10 protein-coding genes are annotated in these 15,610 nt (G+C 72.4%); 6 read left to right on the forward strand and 4 right to left on the reverse strand.

What is annotated here, in order from left to right:
• The first annotated feature begins 55 nt into the window (after positions 1–55).
• A complete protein-coding gene (locus ACZ37P_RS26840; protein WP_355344375.1) occupies positions 56–295 on the forward strand; it encodes a hypothetical protein in 240 nt (79 codons plus the stop codon).
• A gap of 204 nt (positions 296–499) precedes the next feature.
• Here ACZ37P_RS26840 and ACZ37P_RS26845 read toward each other — a convergent pair whose 3' ends face one another.
• On the reverse strand, positions 500–3,379 hold the full coding sequence (locus tag ACZ37P_RS26845) for a helix-turn-helix transcriptional regulator (RefSeq protein WP_467349001.1): 2,880 nt from the start codon (positions 3,377–3,379) through the stop codon (positions 500–502).
• 255 nt (positions 3,380–3,634) lie between these two features.
• Positions 3,635–5,500: a M1 family aminopeptidase gene (locus tag ACZ37P_RS26850; RefSeq protein WP_401306402.1), complete on the reverse strand. Its 1,866-nt coding sequence runs from the start codon at positions 5,498–5,500 to the stop codon at positions 3,635–3,637.
• Between the two features lie 693 nt (positions 5,501–6,193).
• On the opposite strand from ACZ37P_RS26850, the gene ACZ37P_RS26855 reads away from it, so the two are divergent.
• The gene (locus ACZ37P_RS26855) at positions 6,194–6,466 is read left to right on the forward strand and encodes a helix-turn-helix domain-containing protein (RefSeq protein ID WP_355344366.1); all 273 of its coding nucleotides are present in this window, start codon (positions 6,194–6,196) and stop codon (positions 6,464–6,466) included.
• 118 nt (positions 6,467–6,584) lie between these two features.
• Here ACZ37P_RS26855 and ACZ37P_RS26860 read toward each other — a convergent pair whose 3' ends face one another.
• Positions 6,585–7,286 (reverse strand): type 1 glutamine amidotransferase, encoded by a 702-nt coding sequence (locus ACZ37P_RS26860; RefSeq protein WP_366823680.1) that lies wholly within the window; start codon positions 7,284–7,286, stop codon positions 6,585–6,587.
• A 397-nt stretch (positions 7,287–7,683) separates the two neighbouring features.
• Here ACZ37P_RS26860 and ACZ37P_RS26865 point away from each other — a divergent pair, with 397 nt between their 5' ends.
• Positions 7,684–11,103 carry a glycoside hydrolase family 3 C-terminal domain-containing protein gene (locus ACZ37P_RS26865; protein ID WP_467349004.1) on the forward strand — a complete coding sequence of 1,140 codons (3,420 nt, stop codon included), beginning with the start codon at positions 7,684–7,686 and terminating at the stop codon, positions 11,101–11,103.
• Between the two features lie 94 nt (positions 11,104–11,197).
• On the opposite strand, the gene ACZ37P_RS26870 is transcribed toward ACZ37P_RS26865, so the two are convergent.
• Positions 11,198–12,691 carry a glycoside hydrolase family 76 protein gene (locus ACZ37P_RS26870; protein ID WP_467349089.1) on the reverse strand — a complete coding sequence of 498 codons (1,494 nt, stop codon included), beginning with the start codon at positions 12,689–12,691 and terminating at the stop codon, positions 11,198–11,200.
• A 287-nt stretch (positions 12,692–12,978) separates the two neighbouring features.
• Here ACZ37P_RS26870 and ACZ37P_RS26875 point away from each other — a divergent pair, with 287 nt between their 5' ends.
• From ACZ37P_RS26875 to ACZ37P_RS26885, 3 genes are read left to right on the forward strand one after another with little or no spacing between them, the layout of a single operon-like run.
• Positions 12,979–14,208: an ABC transporter ATP-binding protein gene (locus ACZ37P_RS26875; RefSeq protein ID WP_467349006.1), complete on the forward strand. Its 1,230-nt coding sequence runs from the start codon at positions 12,979–12,981 to the stop codon at positions 14,206–14,208.
• The gene (locus ACZ37P_RS26880) at positions 14,205–14,942 is read left to right on the forward strand and encodes an ABC transporter permease (RefSeq protein WP_355344354.1); all 738 of its coding nucleotides are present in this window, start codon (positions 14,205–14,207) and stop codon (positions 14,940–14,942) included. The genes ACZ37P_RS26875 and ACZ37P_RS26880 overlap by 4 nt, the downstream gene beginning before the upstream one ends.
• The gene (locus ACZ37P_RS26885; protein WP_355344351.1) at positions 14,939–15,607 is read left to right on the forward strand and encodes an ABC transporter permease; all 669 of its coding nucleotides are present in this window, start codon (positions 14,939–14,941) and stop codon (positions 15,605–15,607) included. Before ACZ37P_RS26880 ends, ACZ37P_RS26885 begins: the two co-directional genes overlap by 4 nt.
• Positions 15,608–15,610 lie beyond the last annotated feature (3 nt).

A 15,610-nucleotide genomic window follows, 5' to 3' on the forward strand; every position in this document is an offset into this window, starting at 1 on the left:
GCCCCCTTCCCTCCCCCCGCAGGCGCTTCCGCCTGCCCGGAAAGGAGTTGTGCACATGACCAAGCGACTGATGGCCCGCACCGGAACACTGGTGGCCACCGCCCTGCTCGGCCTCGGCGTCTTCGCCGGCGCGGCCCAGGCTTCCCCGCCGCCCGGCAGCGGCTTCATGTTCATGGGCTACTTCCCGACCTACGCGTCGTGTGTCGCCCAGGCACAGGCCAACGCGCCCATCCACGGCCCGGTCTACATCTGTGAGTTGGGCACCAACAACTTCTACCTGCTCTGGATGCACTGACCTCGCGTCAGGCACAGGGCGAGGCGGGCCGGTCGTTCACGGGGGCGGCCGACTCGCTCGTACGAAGGGGTGTTCCGCCGACCGGGCGGGGCGCCCCTCGGCGTTCTCCCCCAAGTCCGCGGTTCCGTAAGGCCGTACGTCGGTACGTCGGTACCTCCGTACGTGCCGCGAGGCCGTGTCCGCGTCACGTACGCACGCTCGCCGTCAGACCTCGTGGCGGTCGGCGGCCGGGTGATCGAGGGCGACCCTGGCCAGATCGACGCGGGAGCGGACGCTGAGCTTGCGGTAGGCGCGGGTGAGGGCGGCCTCGACGGTCTTGACGCTGATCACCAGGGTCGCGGCGATCTCCCGGTTGCTCGCGCCGCGCGCCGCCAGCGCGGCGACCCGGCGCTCGGCGTCGCTGAGCGCGGTGAGCGGCGCGGCCCGGTCGTGCGCACGGCCCGGCGGGTCGACGCGGTCGTACCCGCCGAACCGGTCGTACCCGCCGAACCGGTCGAGCCGGTCATCGCGGTCGACGCGGTCGGCCTCGGCGTCGGTCAGCGCCAGCCACGGGTGCGCGCGGGCCGCGCGGAAGACCCGCGCCGCCGCGTCGAGCGCGGCCCGCGCGGCCCGCGGATCGCCGCGCCTGGCGTGCAGCCGTCCCAGCGCCAGCCGCGCCCTGCCCTCCTCCAGCGGATACGGCAGCGCGGTCAACGTGGTGACGGCCGCGCCGAGTTGGGCCACCGCCGCGTCCGAGTCGCCGCGCGCCTCGGTGACCAGCGCGGCGGCCCTGTCGAGCACGGCGAGCAGCCCGCGGCGGCCGAGCCGGGCGGCCTGCGCGCGGGTCGCGGCGACCAGGTCGGCGGCCTCGTCGGTGGCGCCCGACCTGACCAGTGCTTCGGCGAGGTCCGCCTGCCAGCGGCGCATCGCCGGATCGCCCTGCCCCTGTCCCGTCTCCAGCAGCCTGGCCCGCTGGAGCGCGTGCACGGCCGCGGCCGTCTCGCCGCGCAGCAGCCGCACATGGCCCTCCGCGTGCAGCGCCCTGGGCAGGAAGAGCTGGTCGTCGTCGTCCTCGCTGTGCCGTCTGGCCCGGTCGGCGGCGGCCAGCGCCCGTTCCGTACTGCCGCCCGCCGCCTCCGCGAGCGCGACCGCGTACCAGGCGGGGCCCTGGCTCAGCCCGCCCTGTTCCGCGATCCGCAGGCTCTGGTGGGCCAGGTCGAGGGCGCTTTCGCAGCGGCCCCGCAGGATCTCCACCTGGGCGAGGCCCGACAGGCACTGGCACAGGCTCTCGGCCGAGCCGCGCCGCCGTACCGTGTAGACCAGCGCCCGCAGTTCGGTCCGCGCGTCGTCCAGCCGGTCGTGCAGCAGATGGCGGCGGTGCTTGAGGAAGACCGGGCCGTTGTGGTCGAAGAGCACGCGCGGGTCCTGCGGCCCCGCCAGCGCGGCGGCCAGGGTGTCCTCGGCCTCCGGGCGGCCGAGGTAGAACTCGACGGCCGCCTGCTGGCTGAGCGCCGACAGTTCGGTGCGGCGGTCGCCCGCGCTCCTGGCCAGTACGGCCGAACGCGCCGCGTGCGTATGGGCCTTGACCGCCGTGCCCTCCACCATCCAGGCCCGCCAGCTCATCCGGTGGTGCAACTGGGCCAGCAGCCGCGGGTCGTCCCGCGCGTCCTCGAGCGCCTGCGGGAAGACGTCCGCCACTTCGGCCATCGCCTGGCCGCACGAGTCCACGATGACCATCCACGCCCTGACCCGGTCCGCGGGCCTGCCCGGTTCGGCCGGCGGTTCGTGCAGCACCTCGTGCGCGATACGGCGGGCCAGCGGGTAGTCGCCCGCCGCGACCGCGTCCTCCGCCGCCGTCAGCAGCCGGTCGGTCTCGGCCGCCGCGTCCCCCGGCGGAGTGCGGTCGGCCGCGAGCCGCCCGAGTCTCGCCGCGGTCGCGGGGGAGCCCCGGCGGCGCGCCGCGGTCGCCGCCGCCGACAGCGCGGCGGCCACCTCCGCGTCCCAGCCGGGCGTCAACGACGCCAGGTGGTGGGCCCGTTCGACCGGATCACCGGCCGCCGCCGCGAGCGCCGTGTGCACCCGCCGCCGCTCGTCGGGCTCCGCGTCCTCGTACACCACCCGCGCCAGCAGCGGCGGTACGAAGCGCACCGCCCCGCCGTCCGGCACCGGCTCAACGACCCCCTGCCGTACCGCCTCGGCCAGTTCGGCCACCGCGTTCTCCCGCCCCGCCCGGCGCAACAGCCGTACGGTCGGCCGCTCGGCGGCGCTCGCGGCGAGCACCGTGGTCCGCGCCCCGGCCGTGAGACCTGACACCCGGCCGAGCAGCGACTCGCGCAGCGAACGGGGTACGGGGAGCGGCCCCGCCGTCTCGCCCTCGCCGAGCGCGCGGGTCAACTCCAGCGCCACGTAAGGGTTTCCGCCGCTCTCGGCGTGCACGCGGGCCGCCACCGCGCGCCCGCCGAGCAGTTCGGCCACCTCCCGCTCGGTCATCGGCGGCACGTCCAGCACCGCGGCCCCTTCGGCTCCCGTCCACGCGGCGCCGTCCGCGCGGAGGGCGACGGCGGTGGTCAGCGGCAGGCGGGCGGCGCGGCGGGTGGCGAAGGCGAGGAGGGCGGCGGTCGGTGCGTCGAGCCACTGGACGTCGTCCACGGCCAGCAGGACGGGGGAGCGGGCGCAGAGCGTGGTGAGGAGGCGGAGCAGGGCCAGGCGCAGGGTGAGCGGGTCGGGGGGAGCGGCCCCGGCCGCTGCGGGCGGGCGGCGCAGGGCGGCGCGCAGCGCGTCGCGTTCCGGCGGCGGGAGGTCGGCGAAGGCGGTGTCCCCGATGTCGGACAGCAGGTCGATGAGGCCGACGTACGGCAGGTGCCGCTCGGCGGGGGAGGGCGCGCAGCGCAGGACGCGGTGGCCGGCCGCGGCGTGTTCGTCGGCCAGCGCCGTCAGCAGGGTGCTGCGGCCGATTCCGGCGGGGCCGGTGAGCAGGACACCGGCGCCGCCGCCGAGTGCGGCCCGCGCGGCGGTCATCAGCGCGGCGCGGCTGCGGACCGCAGCCCGCCTCGTGGGGGTGGGGCGGGCGGCGGTCCTGCCTGCGGAACGCGTCGCTTCTGTCATGCCCGGGGCCCTCCCGACACGGCGTGGGCCCCGATCATCAGCTTCGATCGTGCACCTGTCAAGAAGGCGTGACGGTCGTCGGAGGCGTCGCGTGTGGGGCACCCCGTCCGGGAACCGCCGCGGCTCCCGGACGGGGGCGAGAAGTGAGGGGCCGGGTCCCGGCCGGGCCTGGACCCGGACCCGGCCCCTCGGCCTTGAGGGCCGGCGGCCCGGGGCCGGTGGCGCGGCCCCGGGGGTTGATCCGCCGGACAGGCCCTAGCCGTCGATCCGGTGCTGCGTCCAGAAGGACGTCAGGTCGACCGTGGTCGCCGCCTGGGCCGCGGCCTTGAACTCCGCGGTGGTGGAGACGCCGTACCAGTGCGACTGCGCGTAGCCGCGCAGGAGTTGGGTCATCGCGGTGTCACCGATGAGGCGCCGCAGGTCGTGCAGGGCGCACTTGCCGTAGTTGTAGACGACCGTGCCGTAGCGCGAGGAGTGCGCGTCCCAGTACGCCATCGAGTTGGTGATCTTCTCGGCGGAGGACGCCCAGGAGACGCTGTTCCAGCAGCTCGCGCCGGTCTTGCCGAGCGCCAGGTCGGTGGAGTAGTCCGCGAACGACTCGTCCAGCCACGGGCTGTTGTACTCGTCGTCGCCGACGATCCCGTACCACCACTGGTGCCCGATCTCGTGGGTCAGCGCGGTGGTGTCGACCAGGTCGAGCACGAAGCCCGGGTACTCCATCCCGCCGAACCAGAAGTTGTTGTCCAGCACCGCGTCGATCTCGCTGTACGGGTAGGCGCCGAAGCGGCCCGCGTGCGCGTCCACCGCGTTCTCCGAAACGGTCAGCATGGAGTTGGAGTTGGCGGTGCTGATGCCGCTCACCGCGTACACGTTGACCTTCACGCCGCCCGGCGACGTACCGGAGACCTTGCTGAACGGGCCCGCGGCCCAGGCGAAGTCGCGGACCTTGCTCGCCGTCGCCTTGGTGACGGTGCGGCCGGAGGCGCCGGGGGTGTCCACCGAGGTGCCGGTCGCCGGGACGGAGATGCCCGTCGGGTGGTCGAGCGTCACCGAGAAGTCGGCGGCCAGCGAGTAGAACGCCTCGCCGTTGTTGGTGTACGGGTCGAGGTGCCAGCCCGCCGCGTCCCGGATCGCCAGCACCGGCAGCGCGTTGCCGATGAAGCTGAAGGAGCCGTCCTTGCCGAACCGGTCGGCCCCGCTGGGCACCACGATCTTCAGGTCGAACCCGACCGTGCCGCTCTGCCCCTGGGCCAGCGCCGCGGGCAACGTCACCTTCAGCGCGGTGCAGTTGACCGTCAGGGCGGACGCGGTGCCGCCGGTCACGTTGGTGACGGTGATCGGCGTCGTCGGGCAACTGCCGTGGTAGTTGTCCCACAGCCGCAGGTACACCTCGGTGAGCGGCGTGGCCGAGGCGTTGGTGAAGTTCACGCTCTCGTGGCCGTTCCAGGTGCCGCCGGTCGTGTCGCTGGTCAGGCTGACGGTGTACGCGGGCGCCGCGGGCGTACGGGTCGCGTCGGCCGCCGGGGGCGGTGTGGTGTCGCCCGAGGTGTTCAGCGCGATGTCGTCCAGGACGAAGCTGGTCTGGAGGCCGGAGTCCTCGGTGCCGGTGAAGGCCAGGGTGACGCTCTGCCCGACGAACGCGGACACGTCGACGGTCCGCTGCACATAGCCGGTGGCCGCGTCGAGGTTGGAGTACGTCGCCAGCGTGGTGCTGCCGATCTTCGCGGTCAGCTTGTCGTAGGCGGTGGTGGTCGTGGTCTCCGCGGTGTCGATGTGCAGCCAGAAGGTCAGGCTGGCGGCCGAGCACCCGGCGGGGATCGTGACGGCCTGCGACAGGCTCTCGGTGTGCGTGGAGCCGTACCCGTTCAGCCAGGCGAACTGGGTGCCCGCGTGCGCGCTCTGCCCGCCGCCGGTGGTGATCACTCCGGTGGAGCTCGTCCAGGGTGAACTGCCGGACTCGAAACCGCCGTTGGCGATCACCTGGGTGGGGGTGCAGGCGGCCGGGGCGGCGTGGGGGGCGGTCCGTGGGGGTGGTGCGGCCTGCGCGGGCGCCGCGGCGACCGCGCCGCCCGCGACGAGGACGCCCGCGGCGGCGACCAGGGACAGAAGTCTGTTTCTCATCGGATCCTCTTGTGGGGTAGGCGGATGAGCCGACGGCGGAGGGTCGGAAGGCGGGTGGCGTGGGTGGCACCCCGGGTGGGAGTCTGCACAGTGCGCTCACAGGAAGTAAGGCCCGCCGGAAATCCGTAGGGATATCCCTATGCGCGCGGCTTCGAAGCGACATCGAAGCGGCCTCGGAGCGACTTCGGTGCCACGCGCAATCGTATGAGCGCGCGCGGCGCCGATTCGCGGGTGCCGAATGCCCGCGTGTCGAATGACCGGACATGTGCCGCCGGCACGCGCCTCCACCGGGCTGACGGAGCGTCAATGAGAAGCGGGAGCGCTCCCGCGCGAATTGCGACCGACTTTCAACCATGTCACACAACTGCCCCTCTGGCCTGGGGAGTTGACGCATCGCCGCTGCTAAACCTGGATCGGGGTGTCACGTATGTGGCGTAGGTCACGTGATTGCCTCGCCTGAACCGGGCGGCGGGCAGCCCCCGTTGTTTACTGTCGGGGAGTGGGCGGAGCGTCAATATCCGGCCGATCACCGCGAGCTCATGAAGCCCGGCGAAGGGAGTGACGATATGAACGGTCAAATTCGGTCGGGCGATTGGCGTGTTCAGCCCATTCGGCACCTTCTGCGTTGAAGGTCTTCATTGGGAGTTGGGGAGTAGCGTGTACGGGGACAAGCTTCTTACTGACCGTCAAGGATTGAGTCGGTTCGACAGGGGACGGGGTGGCGGCGCGGGTCTCGCGCCGCTGGAGCGCTCGGCGCTCAGCACCCTCACCCCCCGCGAGCGCGAGGTACTGAGCGTCATGGGCTTCGGCGAGGGCAACAGGGCACTCGCCTCCCGGCTCGGTATCGCCGAGCGCACCGTGAAGGCGCATCTGACGAGCATCACCCGGAAGCTGGGGCTGCGCTCCAGGGTCGAGACGGTGCTCGTGTCACTGGAGTGGGCCGAGGATCTACGCCGCGTGGAGTGACATCCGCACGGACCCTGTGAAGCGCCCCGCGGCAAGGCCCGCCGCCCGGCACGGCACAGGGGCCGTCGTGCGGTACGCGGCGTGACCGCGTTCCCCCGCGCTCACCCGCGCGAGGTGATCACGCCGCCGACGCGACGGCGGCGAAGCGCAACGCCACCTGACGCCATACGTCGGCCGCGGCCGCGTCGTCCCGCACGGCGGCGCGGTGCAGCTCGTCGCGGTCCACGCCGTGCCGCCGCAGGCGTTCGACGTTCCACCCGCGGATGCGGTCCGCCGTGGTCTCCGGGTGGAACTGGACGCCCCAGGCGTTCTCGCCGACCCGGAACGCCTGGTACGGGCAGCGCTCGCTCTCGGCCAGCCACCGCGCGCCGTCGGGGAGTTCGACGATGGCGTCCACATGGTTCTCGATCGCGGTGGGATGCTCCGGCAGCCCGGCGAACAGCGGGTCGTCCGCCGCCTCCTGACGCAGCGTCAAGGTCGTGCTGCCGAATTCGGGCCGCCCGTGCTCGCCGCGCACCGCGCCGCCCGCGACCTGCGCCAGCATCTGGCCGCCGAGGCAGATCCCGAACACCGGTGTGCCGGCCTCCAGCGCCTGCCGCACCAGCTCGCGCGTGGCCGCCAGCCACGGGGCCCGCTCGTCGTCGTCGGGCAGATAGCCGCCGCCGAGCACGATCAGGGGGCGCCGCCCCAGCCGCTCGGGCACCTTCTCGCCGTCGTACGCGGCGACCACGTCCACGCCGACGCCGCCCTCGCCGAGCCAGCCCTCCCATCGGCCGGGCCCTCCGGATGCCCCGTGCTGCACCACCAACGCCGCCGTCACGCCCGTACCTCCGCTCGCCCGCCCGTCGTCCGCACCCATGATCCCCCGCGCCCCGCTCCGGAGCCACCCTGCCCCCTGTGACCCCCGCCACCGCGGAAGACCGTGCCGCCGCGGAAGGCCCTGCCACGAAGGAAGGCCCCGCCACCGCGGAAGACCGCGCCACCGCGGAAGGCCCTGCCCTCAAGGAAGGCCCCGCCGCCAAGGAAGGCCCCGCCCCCGCCCCCGTCCCGGCCGCCGGAACCGGGACGGACGCCGGGACCCGAAGGGTCGGCGCGTTCAGAACAGCGTGTCGTGTTCATGTTCTTGACGCTCTTCCTGGGTGAGCGCAGACTTCGAGGCGTTTGCGTTCACCTCCTGAATTCGCCGGCAATGACGCCCCTTTGGAGAACGTATGCGCATGGCTCGTCTCGCGGTCGCAGCAGCCGCTGTCACCGCCCTCGCCGTACCGCTGGCGCTGGCAGGACCCGCGTCCGGCAGCACCGGGCCCGCCGGAGCCGGGCAGCGGCCCTGGCTCAACTCCCGGCTCCCGCTGGAGAAACGGATCGACCTGCTGCTCGGGCAGATGACCAACACCGAGAAGGCCACGCTCATGACGGCGGTGGGCGTGCCGAGCGGGTCGCACGCCACCGGCTACATACCGGGCATCGACCGCCTCGGCATCCCCGGCACGCAGTTCACCGACGGCCCCGGCGGCGTACGCGACGGGCAGCCCGCCACCGCGCTGCCGTCCCCGGTCTCGCTGGCGGCGTCCTTCGACACCGAACTCGCCAGGCGGTACGGCACGGTGATGGGCTCGGAGGCCAAGTCCCGCGGCTACCAGGTCATCTACGGCCCCATGGTGAACATCGTGCGCACCCCGCTCGGCGGGCGCGACTTCGAGACCTTCGGCGAGGACCCGGCGCTGGCCGGTGACATCGGCGCGTCCGAGATCGACGGAATCCAGAAGCAGGGCGTCGCCGCGCAGGTCAAGCACTACGCGGGCAACAACCAGGAGAACGGCCGCACGACGACCAGCTCGAACATCGACGAGCGCACGCTGCACGAGATCTACCTGCCCGCCTTCGAGAAGGCCGTCAAGGACGCCCACGTCTGGTCCCTGATGTGCGCCTACAACAAGGTCAACGGCACCTACGCCTGCGAGAACGCGCAGATCCTGCGCGACATCCTGATCGACACCTGGAAGTACGACGGCGTCGTCGACACCGACTACCCGGCCAACCACAGCACCGTGGCCTCCGCGCTGGCCGGTCTCGACCAGGAGTTCAGCGGCACCACCTACTTCCAGCAGCTCCCGGCGGCCGTCGCGGCCGGCCAGGTGCCGCAGTCCGTCCTGGACGACGCGGCCCGCCGCATCCTGCGACTGGAGTTCCGCACCGGGCAGTTCGAGGGCAGGACCCCCACCACCGTCGACTACGAGGCCGACAGCGCCTTCGCGCGCAAGGCGGCCGAGGACGGCAGCGTCCTGCTGAAGAACAGCGGCAGCACCCTGCCGCTGGACACCAGGAAGCTGAAGTCCCTGGCCGTCATCGGCCCGAACGCCGAGACCGCGGTCACCGGCGGCGGAGGCAGCTCCGCGGTCACCCCGTACAAGAAGGTCGACCCGGTCTCGGGGCTGAAGGCCAGGCTGGGCAGCGGAGTCGACGTCACCTCGGTGAAGGCGGGCGGCGCCGGCGGCTTCCCGGCGATCCCGGCCTCCGCGCTCACCGGCCTCAAGGGCGAGTACTTCGCGAACAAGACGCTCTCCGGGACGCCCGCGGTCACCCGCGACGACCCGGACATCGACTTCGACTGGGTCCTCGGCTCCCCGGCCGACGGCATCCCCGTCGACAACTTCTCCGCCCGCTGGACCGGCACGGTCACCGCGCCCGCCACGGCCGCGTACACCTTCTCCGCGACCAGCGACGACGGCAGCCGGATCTACCTCGACGGACAGCTCATCGTCGACAACTGGTCCGACCACGCGGCCAGTACGGTCAAGAGCGCGCCCGTCCAGCTCACCGCGGGCGAGCCGCACAGCCTGCGCGTGGAGTACTACGACAGCGCCCAGAACGCCTCGGTGACCATCGGCTGGTCCGGGGCAGGACTGCCCGACCCGACCATCCAGGCCGCGGCCGACGCCGCCGCCAAGGCCGACGCGGCCGTCGTCGTGGTCGGCGACTCCTCCAGCGAGGGCTCCGACCGTACGACGCTGGCGCTCCCCGGCAACGAGGACGACCTGATCCGCGCGGTCGCCGCCGCCAACCCCCGTACCGTCGTGGTCGTCAGGGCCGGGGCGCCGGTGCTCATGCCGTGGCTCTCCGACGTCCCCGCCGTGCTCGACATGTGGTACCCGGGCCAGGAGGACGGCAACGCGCTGGCCGCGCTGCTCACCGGCGACGCCGAGCCCGGCGGCCGGCTGCCCGTCAGCTTCCCGAAGTCCGACACGCAGACCGCCGTCGCCGCAGCCCCGGGCCGCTACCCCGCGGTCAACGGCGTGTACGACTACAGCGAACGCCTGGACGTCGGCTACCGCTGGTACGACCAGCAGGGCCAGACCCCGCTCTTCCCGTTCGGATACGGCCTGTCGTACACCACCTTCAAGCAGTCCCGCCTCACGGTCGACCACGACCGGGTCGAGGCCACCGCCCGCGGCACCCAGCCGGTCCGGGTCTCGGTGGACGTCACCAACACCGGCCGCCGCACCGGCACCGACGTGGTGCAGCTCTACATCGGCTACCCGGCCGGGTCCGGCGAGCCGCCGAAAGCCCTGAAGACCTTCGCCAAGGTCCAGCTCAAGCCGGGCCGGACGAAGACCGTACGGCTGACCCTGTCCGCCGACGCGTTCCGGACGTGGGACGCCGACGCGCACGACTGGACGGTCCTCAAGGGCCGTTACCCGCTGTACGTCGGCCAGTCGTCCGCCGACACCCCGCTGACGTCCGCGGTGACGGTGAGCAGGACGGTCGGCGCGCAGTACACCGCGCTCTCCGTGCCCGCCACCGCCGACGCCGGTGCCTCGTACCCGGTGAAGCAGACCTTCACCAACACCGGCGACTCGACCGTGCGCGACCTCGCGCTGAGCCTGAAGGTCCCGGCCGGCTGGACGGCGACGCCCGCACCCGGCAAGGCCGTCGGCCGTACGGTCGCGCCGCACTCCTCGGTGAGCGCCACCTGGGTCGTCACGGCGCCCGCGAACGCGGTGCCGGGCGCGGCCACACTGACGGGGAAGGCGACGTACGACCTCAGCGGCAGGCAGAGCAGGACCGCGGACGCCGCGACCACCGTCCCGTACGCGACGACGGCCGCCGCGTACAACAACAAGGGGATCAGCGCCGACAGCGATCCGAGTACCGGCACCCTCGACCCCGCCGGTTACAGCTTCTCCGCCACCCAACTGGCGGCGGTCGGCTACACGCCGGGCGCCACGGTGACCGCGGGCGGACTGCCGTACACCTGGCCGGACACGCAGCCGGGCCAGCCCGACAACGTGGCGGCGGCCGGACAGGTGATCCGGTTGCGGGGCCAGGGCACCCGCCTGGGCCTGCTCGGCACGGGCATCAGCTCCACGCACGCCGGGACGGTCAAGGTGACCTACACCGACGGCACGAGCGCGGACCTCGCGGTCGTCCTGCCCGACTGGTACAGCAACGCGGCCGGCGGCAACAGCCAGTTGGCGGTCACCACGGCCAACTGGAACCGCCCGCCCGGTGACACGCTCGGCGACCACGCCGTCAGCCTCTACACCACGGGCGGCGCGCTCGACCCGGCCAAGACGGTCGCCACGGTGACGCTGCCGAACGACAGCGGCTTCCATGTGTTCGCCCTGTCGGTCGGCTGAGGCCGATACCGAGGCCGAGCCCCGCGCACAGAGAGCCGCCGCCCGTCCCGGACTCCGGGGCGGGCGGCGGCGTGTGACGCTCGCGGCGGAGACGTCAGCTCGCCTCGGACGCGTTCAGCGCGTCCAGCGCGCTCTGCTGGCAGCCGTAACCGGTCCCGGCCAGCGGCCCGTTCCAGTGCGGCCCGTACACGTCCAGCGCGTTGCGGTCGTTGGCGTGCGCCGCGTTCGCCTGCGTGCGCAGATAGCCGCTGTACGGGCGGTCGGAGAGCTGCTTGTTGAGGTCGCGCAGCCCCCGGACGTACGCGCCCTTGAACGACGCCCCGTCGTTGTCGCACGAGTCGCCCTCGCCCGGCTCGCGCAGCACCCCGCCGGAGTTGACCGCGGTGGACGTGGTCGAGGCGTTGCCGAGGGTGCGCGCGGTGGTCAGCAGCCCGCTGTCGCCGGTCGCCTTGTACAGCTCGCTCAGACCGCCGAGGATCACGCCCTGGTTGTACGTCCACGTCGGCTGGCCGTTGTTGACGCAGGAGTCGTTGAGCCCGTCGTTGACCATGTGCGAGGAGTTGATCATCCCGCTGCTCTGGAACCAGCTCCACTCGCTCCGCGCCCGCCCGAGATAGACGCTGTCACCGGAGATCCGGTTGTGGAGCGCGGCGTTGAGCTGGAGGTACAGCTCGTTGGTGATGGCGTTCTTGTACGCGTTCGTCTCGTTCCACTGCACTCCGCCGCCGCACTTGCTCGTCCAGTAGCCGAACATGTGGTCGGCGTCGGCGCGGGCGGTGTTCAGGTAGCGGCTGTCGCCGGTCAGGTCGTACGCGTCGACCCAGGCCAGGCCCCACCAGCCGGTGTCGTCCAGGTAGTCGTTCCTGAACTGGCCCTCGCGCGCGTTGACGTTGAGGTCGTAGGTGCGCGAGACCGCGTAGCCGTAGCTGGGCATGCCGCTGGTGCGGATGTTGTCGATCACCGAGGTGAGCGCGTTGGCCGCGGTCCACCAGCCGTTGCCGCCGAACAGCCCGGTGCCGCGGTCCCACTTCATCATCAGCGCGGTGGCGGCGGCCGTGCTCTGGCTCCAGGCGTTCCAGTTGGACCTGGCCCACTGGGTGCAGGCGATCTCGGGCCGGTCGCCCGCCTTGCCGCAGGCGCGCAGCGCGCCGACCCCGTTGGTGTTCCAGTCGTCCACGTTGTACATCAGCGTGCGCCAGCCGCTGTTGGCCGCGGGCGTGACGGTGTCGCCGAGCTTGCTGCCGTTCGTCCAGGTGGCGCCGCCGTCGAAGGACCGGTCGAGCCAGACCTCGTCGCCCGGACTGCCGTTGCCGATGGACGCCCAGCCCATGGCATCGTTGTCATCCACATGAAGTTGAATGCTGCGGGAGTAGATCGAGGCGCTGACGGGCACGCGCTCCGAGGGCGCGGCGGCCGGATCGCGCGCGTCGCAGTACGTGTTGCAGATCGCTGTCGCGGCCTGTGCCCTGAAGGTCGTGGGGACCAGACTCAGCAGCAGGCAGGACAGCACGAGGACGAGGACGCGCGAGGAACGCACGCGCGACGGACGGTGGGGGACCGCGTGGTGAGCGGACAGGTGCGCGGGCATGTGTGCGGGCATGGCTCCGCTTCCCGGCGGCTCGGACGCCGCCTGTGCGACGGATGGTGGGGGGTGACCGGGACCGGGGACCGGGCCGGGCCGCGGGGTCCGGCCAAGTGCCGTCCTCCGGGCCGTGGTCGAGACCAGAACACCCCTATGTCCTGCCCATGTCAAGATGGCCGCCCTGCGTCCCATGGGACGGATGTTCCCCGGAATGGACACATGTGCGGGATAGGCTTTCCGCGCGACGGCCGGAAACAGTCCCCCCAAGCCCAGCCCCGAAGGGGATCAGGAACTTGATACAGATAGATTCGGTGACCAAGCGATACCCCGACGGCACTGTGGCGGTCGACGAACTCTCCCTTGACATACCCGACGGCTCGATCACCGTACTGGTCGGACCCTCCGGCTGCGGCAAGACCACCACCTTGCGGATGATCAACCGGATGGTCGAGCCCAGCGGTGGCCGGATCCTGCTGGACGGCGCCGACATCCACGCGCAGCCGGTCAACGCGCTGCGCCGGTCGATGGGTTACGTGATCCAGAACGCCGGACTCTTCCAGCACCGCACCATCGTGGACAACATCGCGACCGTGCCGCGCATGCTGGGCTGGGACCGCAACCGGGCCAGGAAGCGCGCCAGGGACCTGATGGAACGCGTCGGCCTGGACGCCTCGATGGCCAAGCGCTACCCGTACCAGCTCTCCGGCGGCCAGCAGCAGCGCGTCGGCGTGGCCAGGGCGCTCGCCGCCGACCCGCCCGTCCTGCTGATGGACGAGCCCTTCTCCGCGGTCGACCCGATCGTCCGCAAGGGGCTCCAGGCCGAACTGCTGCGTATCCAGGCCGAGTTGGACAAGACCATCGTCTTCGTCACGCACGACATCGACGAGGCCATCAAGCTCGGCGACATGGTCGCGGTGCTGCGGACCGGCGGGAAACTCGCCCAGTACGCACCGCCGGACGAGCTGCTGACCGCCCCCGCCGACGCGTTCGTCGAGGACTTCCTCGGCACCGACCGCGGCATCCGCCGGCTGTCCTTCTTCACCTCGGCGGGACTCGAACTCACCACCGCGCCGATCATCGCCGTCGACTCGAGCTCCGCCCAGGTCGCCGAGCGCACCGCGGCGTCCGACGCCCCCTATCTCCTGGTCACCGACACCGACGGCAGGCCGATCGGCTGGACCGAGCCCGCCGCCGCGGCCAAGGGCGCCGACCGGCTGGACCGCGCCGATCTGCTGCCGCACGGGCGCCCGTTCGTCTTCGGCGAGGAGTCGCTGCGCGACGCGCTGGACTGCGCGGTGCTCTCGCCCACCGGCTGGGCGGTCGCCGTGGACGACACCGGGCGGGTGGTCGGCGTCACCTCGCAGACGACGATCGCCGAGGCCATCCGCGGCGCCCACGCGGAACGCGGCGCGGGCAGGGGCGCCGCGAAGACCGCCGCGTCCGGCGGGCACGGCGGGTCCGGCGCGAAGGCCGCGGACCCGGCCGACGCCGACCCGGAGACCGCTGCCAAGGCCGCCCGATGAGCGAGTACTTCACCATCCCCAGCGACCTCCAGCACTCCTATCTCGGCCTGATCGGCCTGCACTTGCGCGAGGCGCTGCTCCCGGTGCTCTTCGGCACGCTCATCGCGCTGCCGGTCGCCCAGCTCTGCGTCCGCTTCAAGTGGATCTACTCGCCCGTGCTGTGGGTCACGACCGTGCTGTACGCGATCCCGTCGCTCGCCTTCTTCGTCGTCCTCATCGACTACACCGGCGCGACCGAGACCACCGTGATGATCCCGCTGACCGTCTACAGCCTCGTGCTGCTGGTCCCGGCGATCGTGGACGGCGTCCGGTCGGTGCCCGAGGAGACGATGGCCGCCGCGACCGCCATGGGCCTCGGCCCCGGACGCCGTTATCTCCAGGTGCAGTTGCCCATCGCGGTGCCCGCGATCTTCGCCGGGCTGCGGGTCGCGGCCGTGTCCAGCATCAGCCTGGTCAGCGTCGGCGCCCTGATCGGCAACCAGGGAGCGCTCGGCAATCTGCTCACCGACGGCATGTTCTACCACCGCACACCGCTGGTGGTGACCTCCGTGGTCTCCATCGCCGTACTGGGCATGGCGGTCGACGGCGTACTCGTCCTGATCCGCATGCTGCTCACGCCGTGGATGCCGCGCGGCGGACAGGCCAGGCGCAAGGGCGTACCGCTGTCGGAACCGGCGGAGCCCGCCTCACGACCCGCGCCCACCGCGCCCACCCTGAAGGACGCCGCCCGATGAACGTCCTGCACTTCGTCAACGCCTTCTTCAGCGACGGCTCGCACTGGCACGGCGCCGACGGCATCCCGCACCGGCTGTTCGAGCACGTCCAGTACAGCCTCATGGCCCTCGCCATCGCCGCCGCCATCGGACTGCCGATCGGCATGTTCACCGGCCACACCGGACGCGGTGGGAACGCGCTGGCGGCCATCGCGACCGCCGCGCGGGCGCTGCCCAGCTTCGGCCTGCTGGTGCTGATCACCGTCTGGGTCGGCATCGGCCTGACCCCGGTGATGATCCCGCTGGTCGCGCTCGCGGTGCCGCCGATCCTGGTCACGACCTACGAGGCCGTGCGCACCGTCGACCCCTCGCCGGTCGACGCGGCCCGCGGCATGGGCATGAGCACCACGAGCGTGCTCTTCCAGGTCGAACTGCCGGTCGCGCTCCCGCTGATCCTCAGCGGCTTGCGCTCCGCGGCGATCCAGGTGGTCTCCACCGCGTCGATCGCCGCGTACGTCAGCTTCGGCGGTGTCGGCCGCTACATCATCGACGGCCTCTACCAGCGCAACTACGAGAAGGTCGTCGGCGGGGCGACCCTCGTGGCGGGCCTCGCCCTCACCACGATCGGCCTGTTCTGGCTGGTCAACCGGCTCGTGGTGTCCCCGGGAGTGCGCCGCGGCGGCTGACCG

This window comes from Streptomyces sp. NPDC024632 (genome assembly GCF_055559175.1).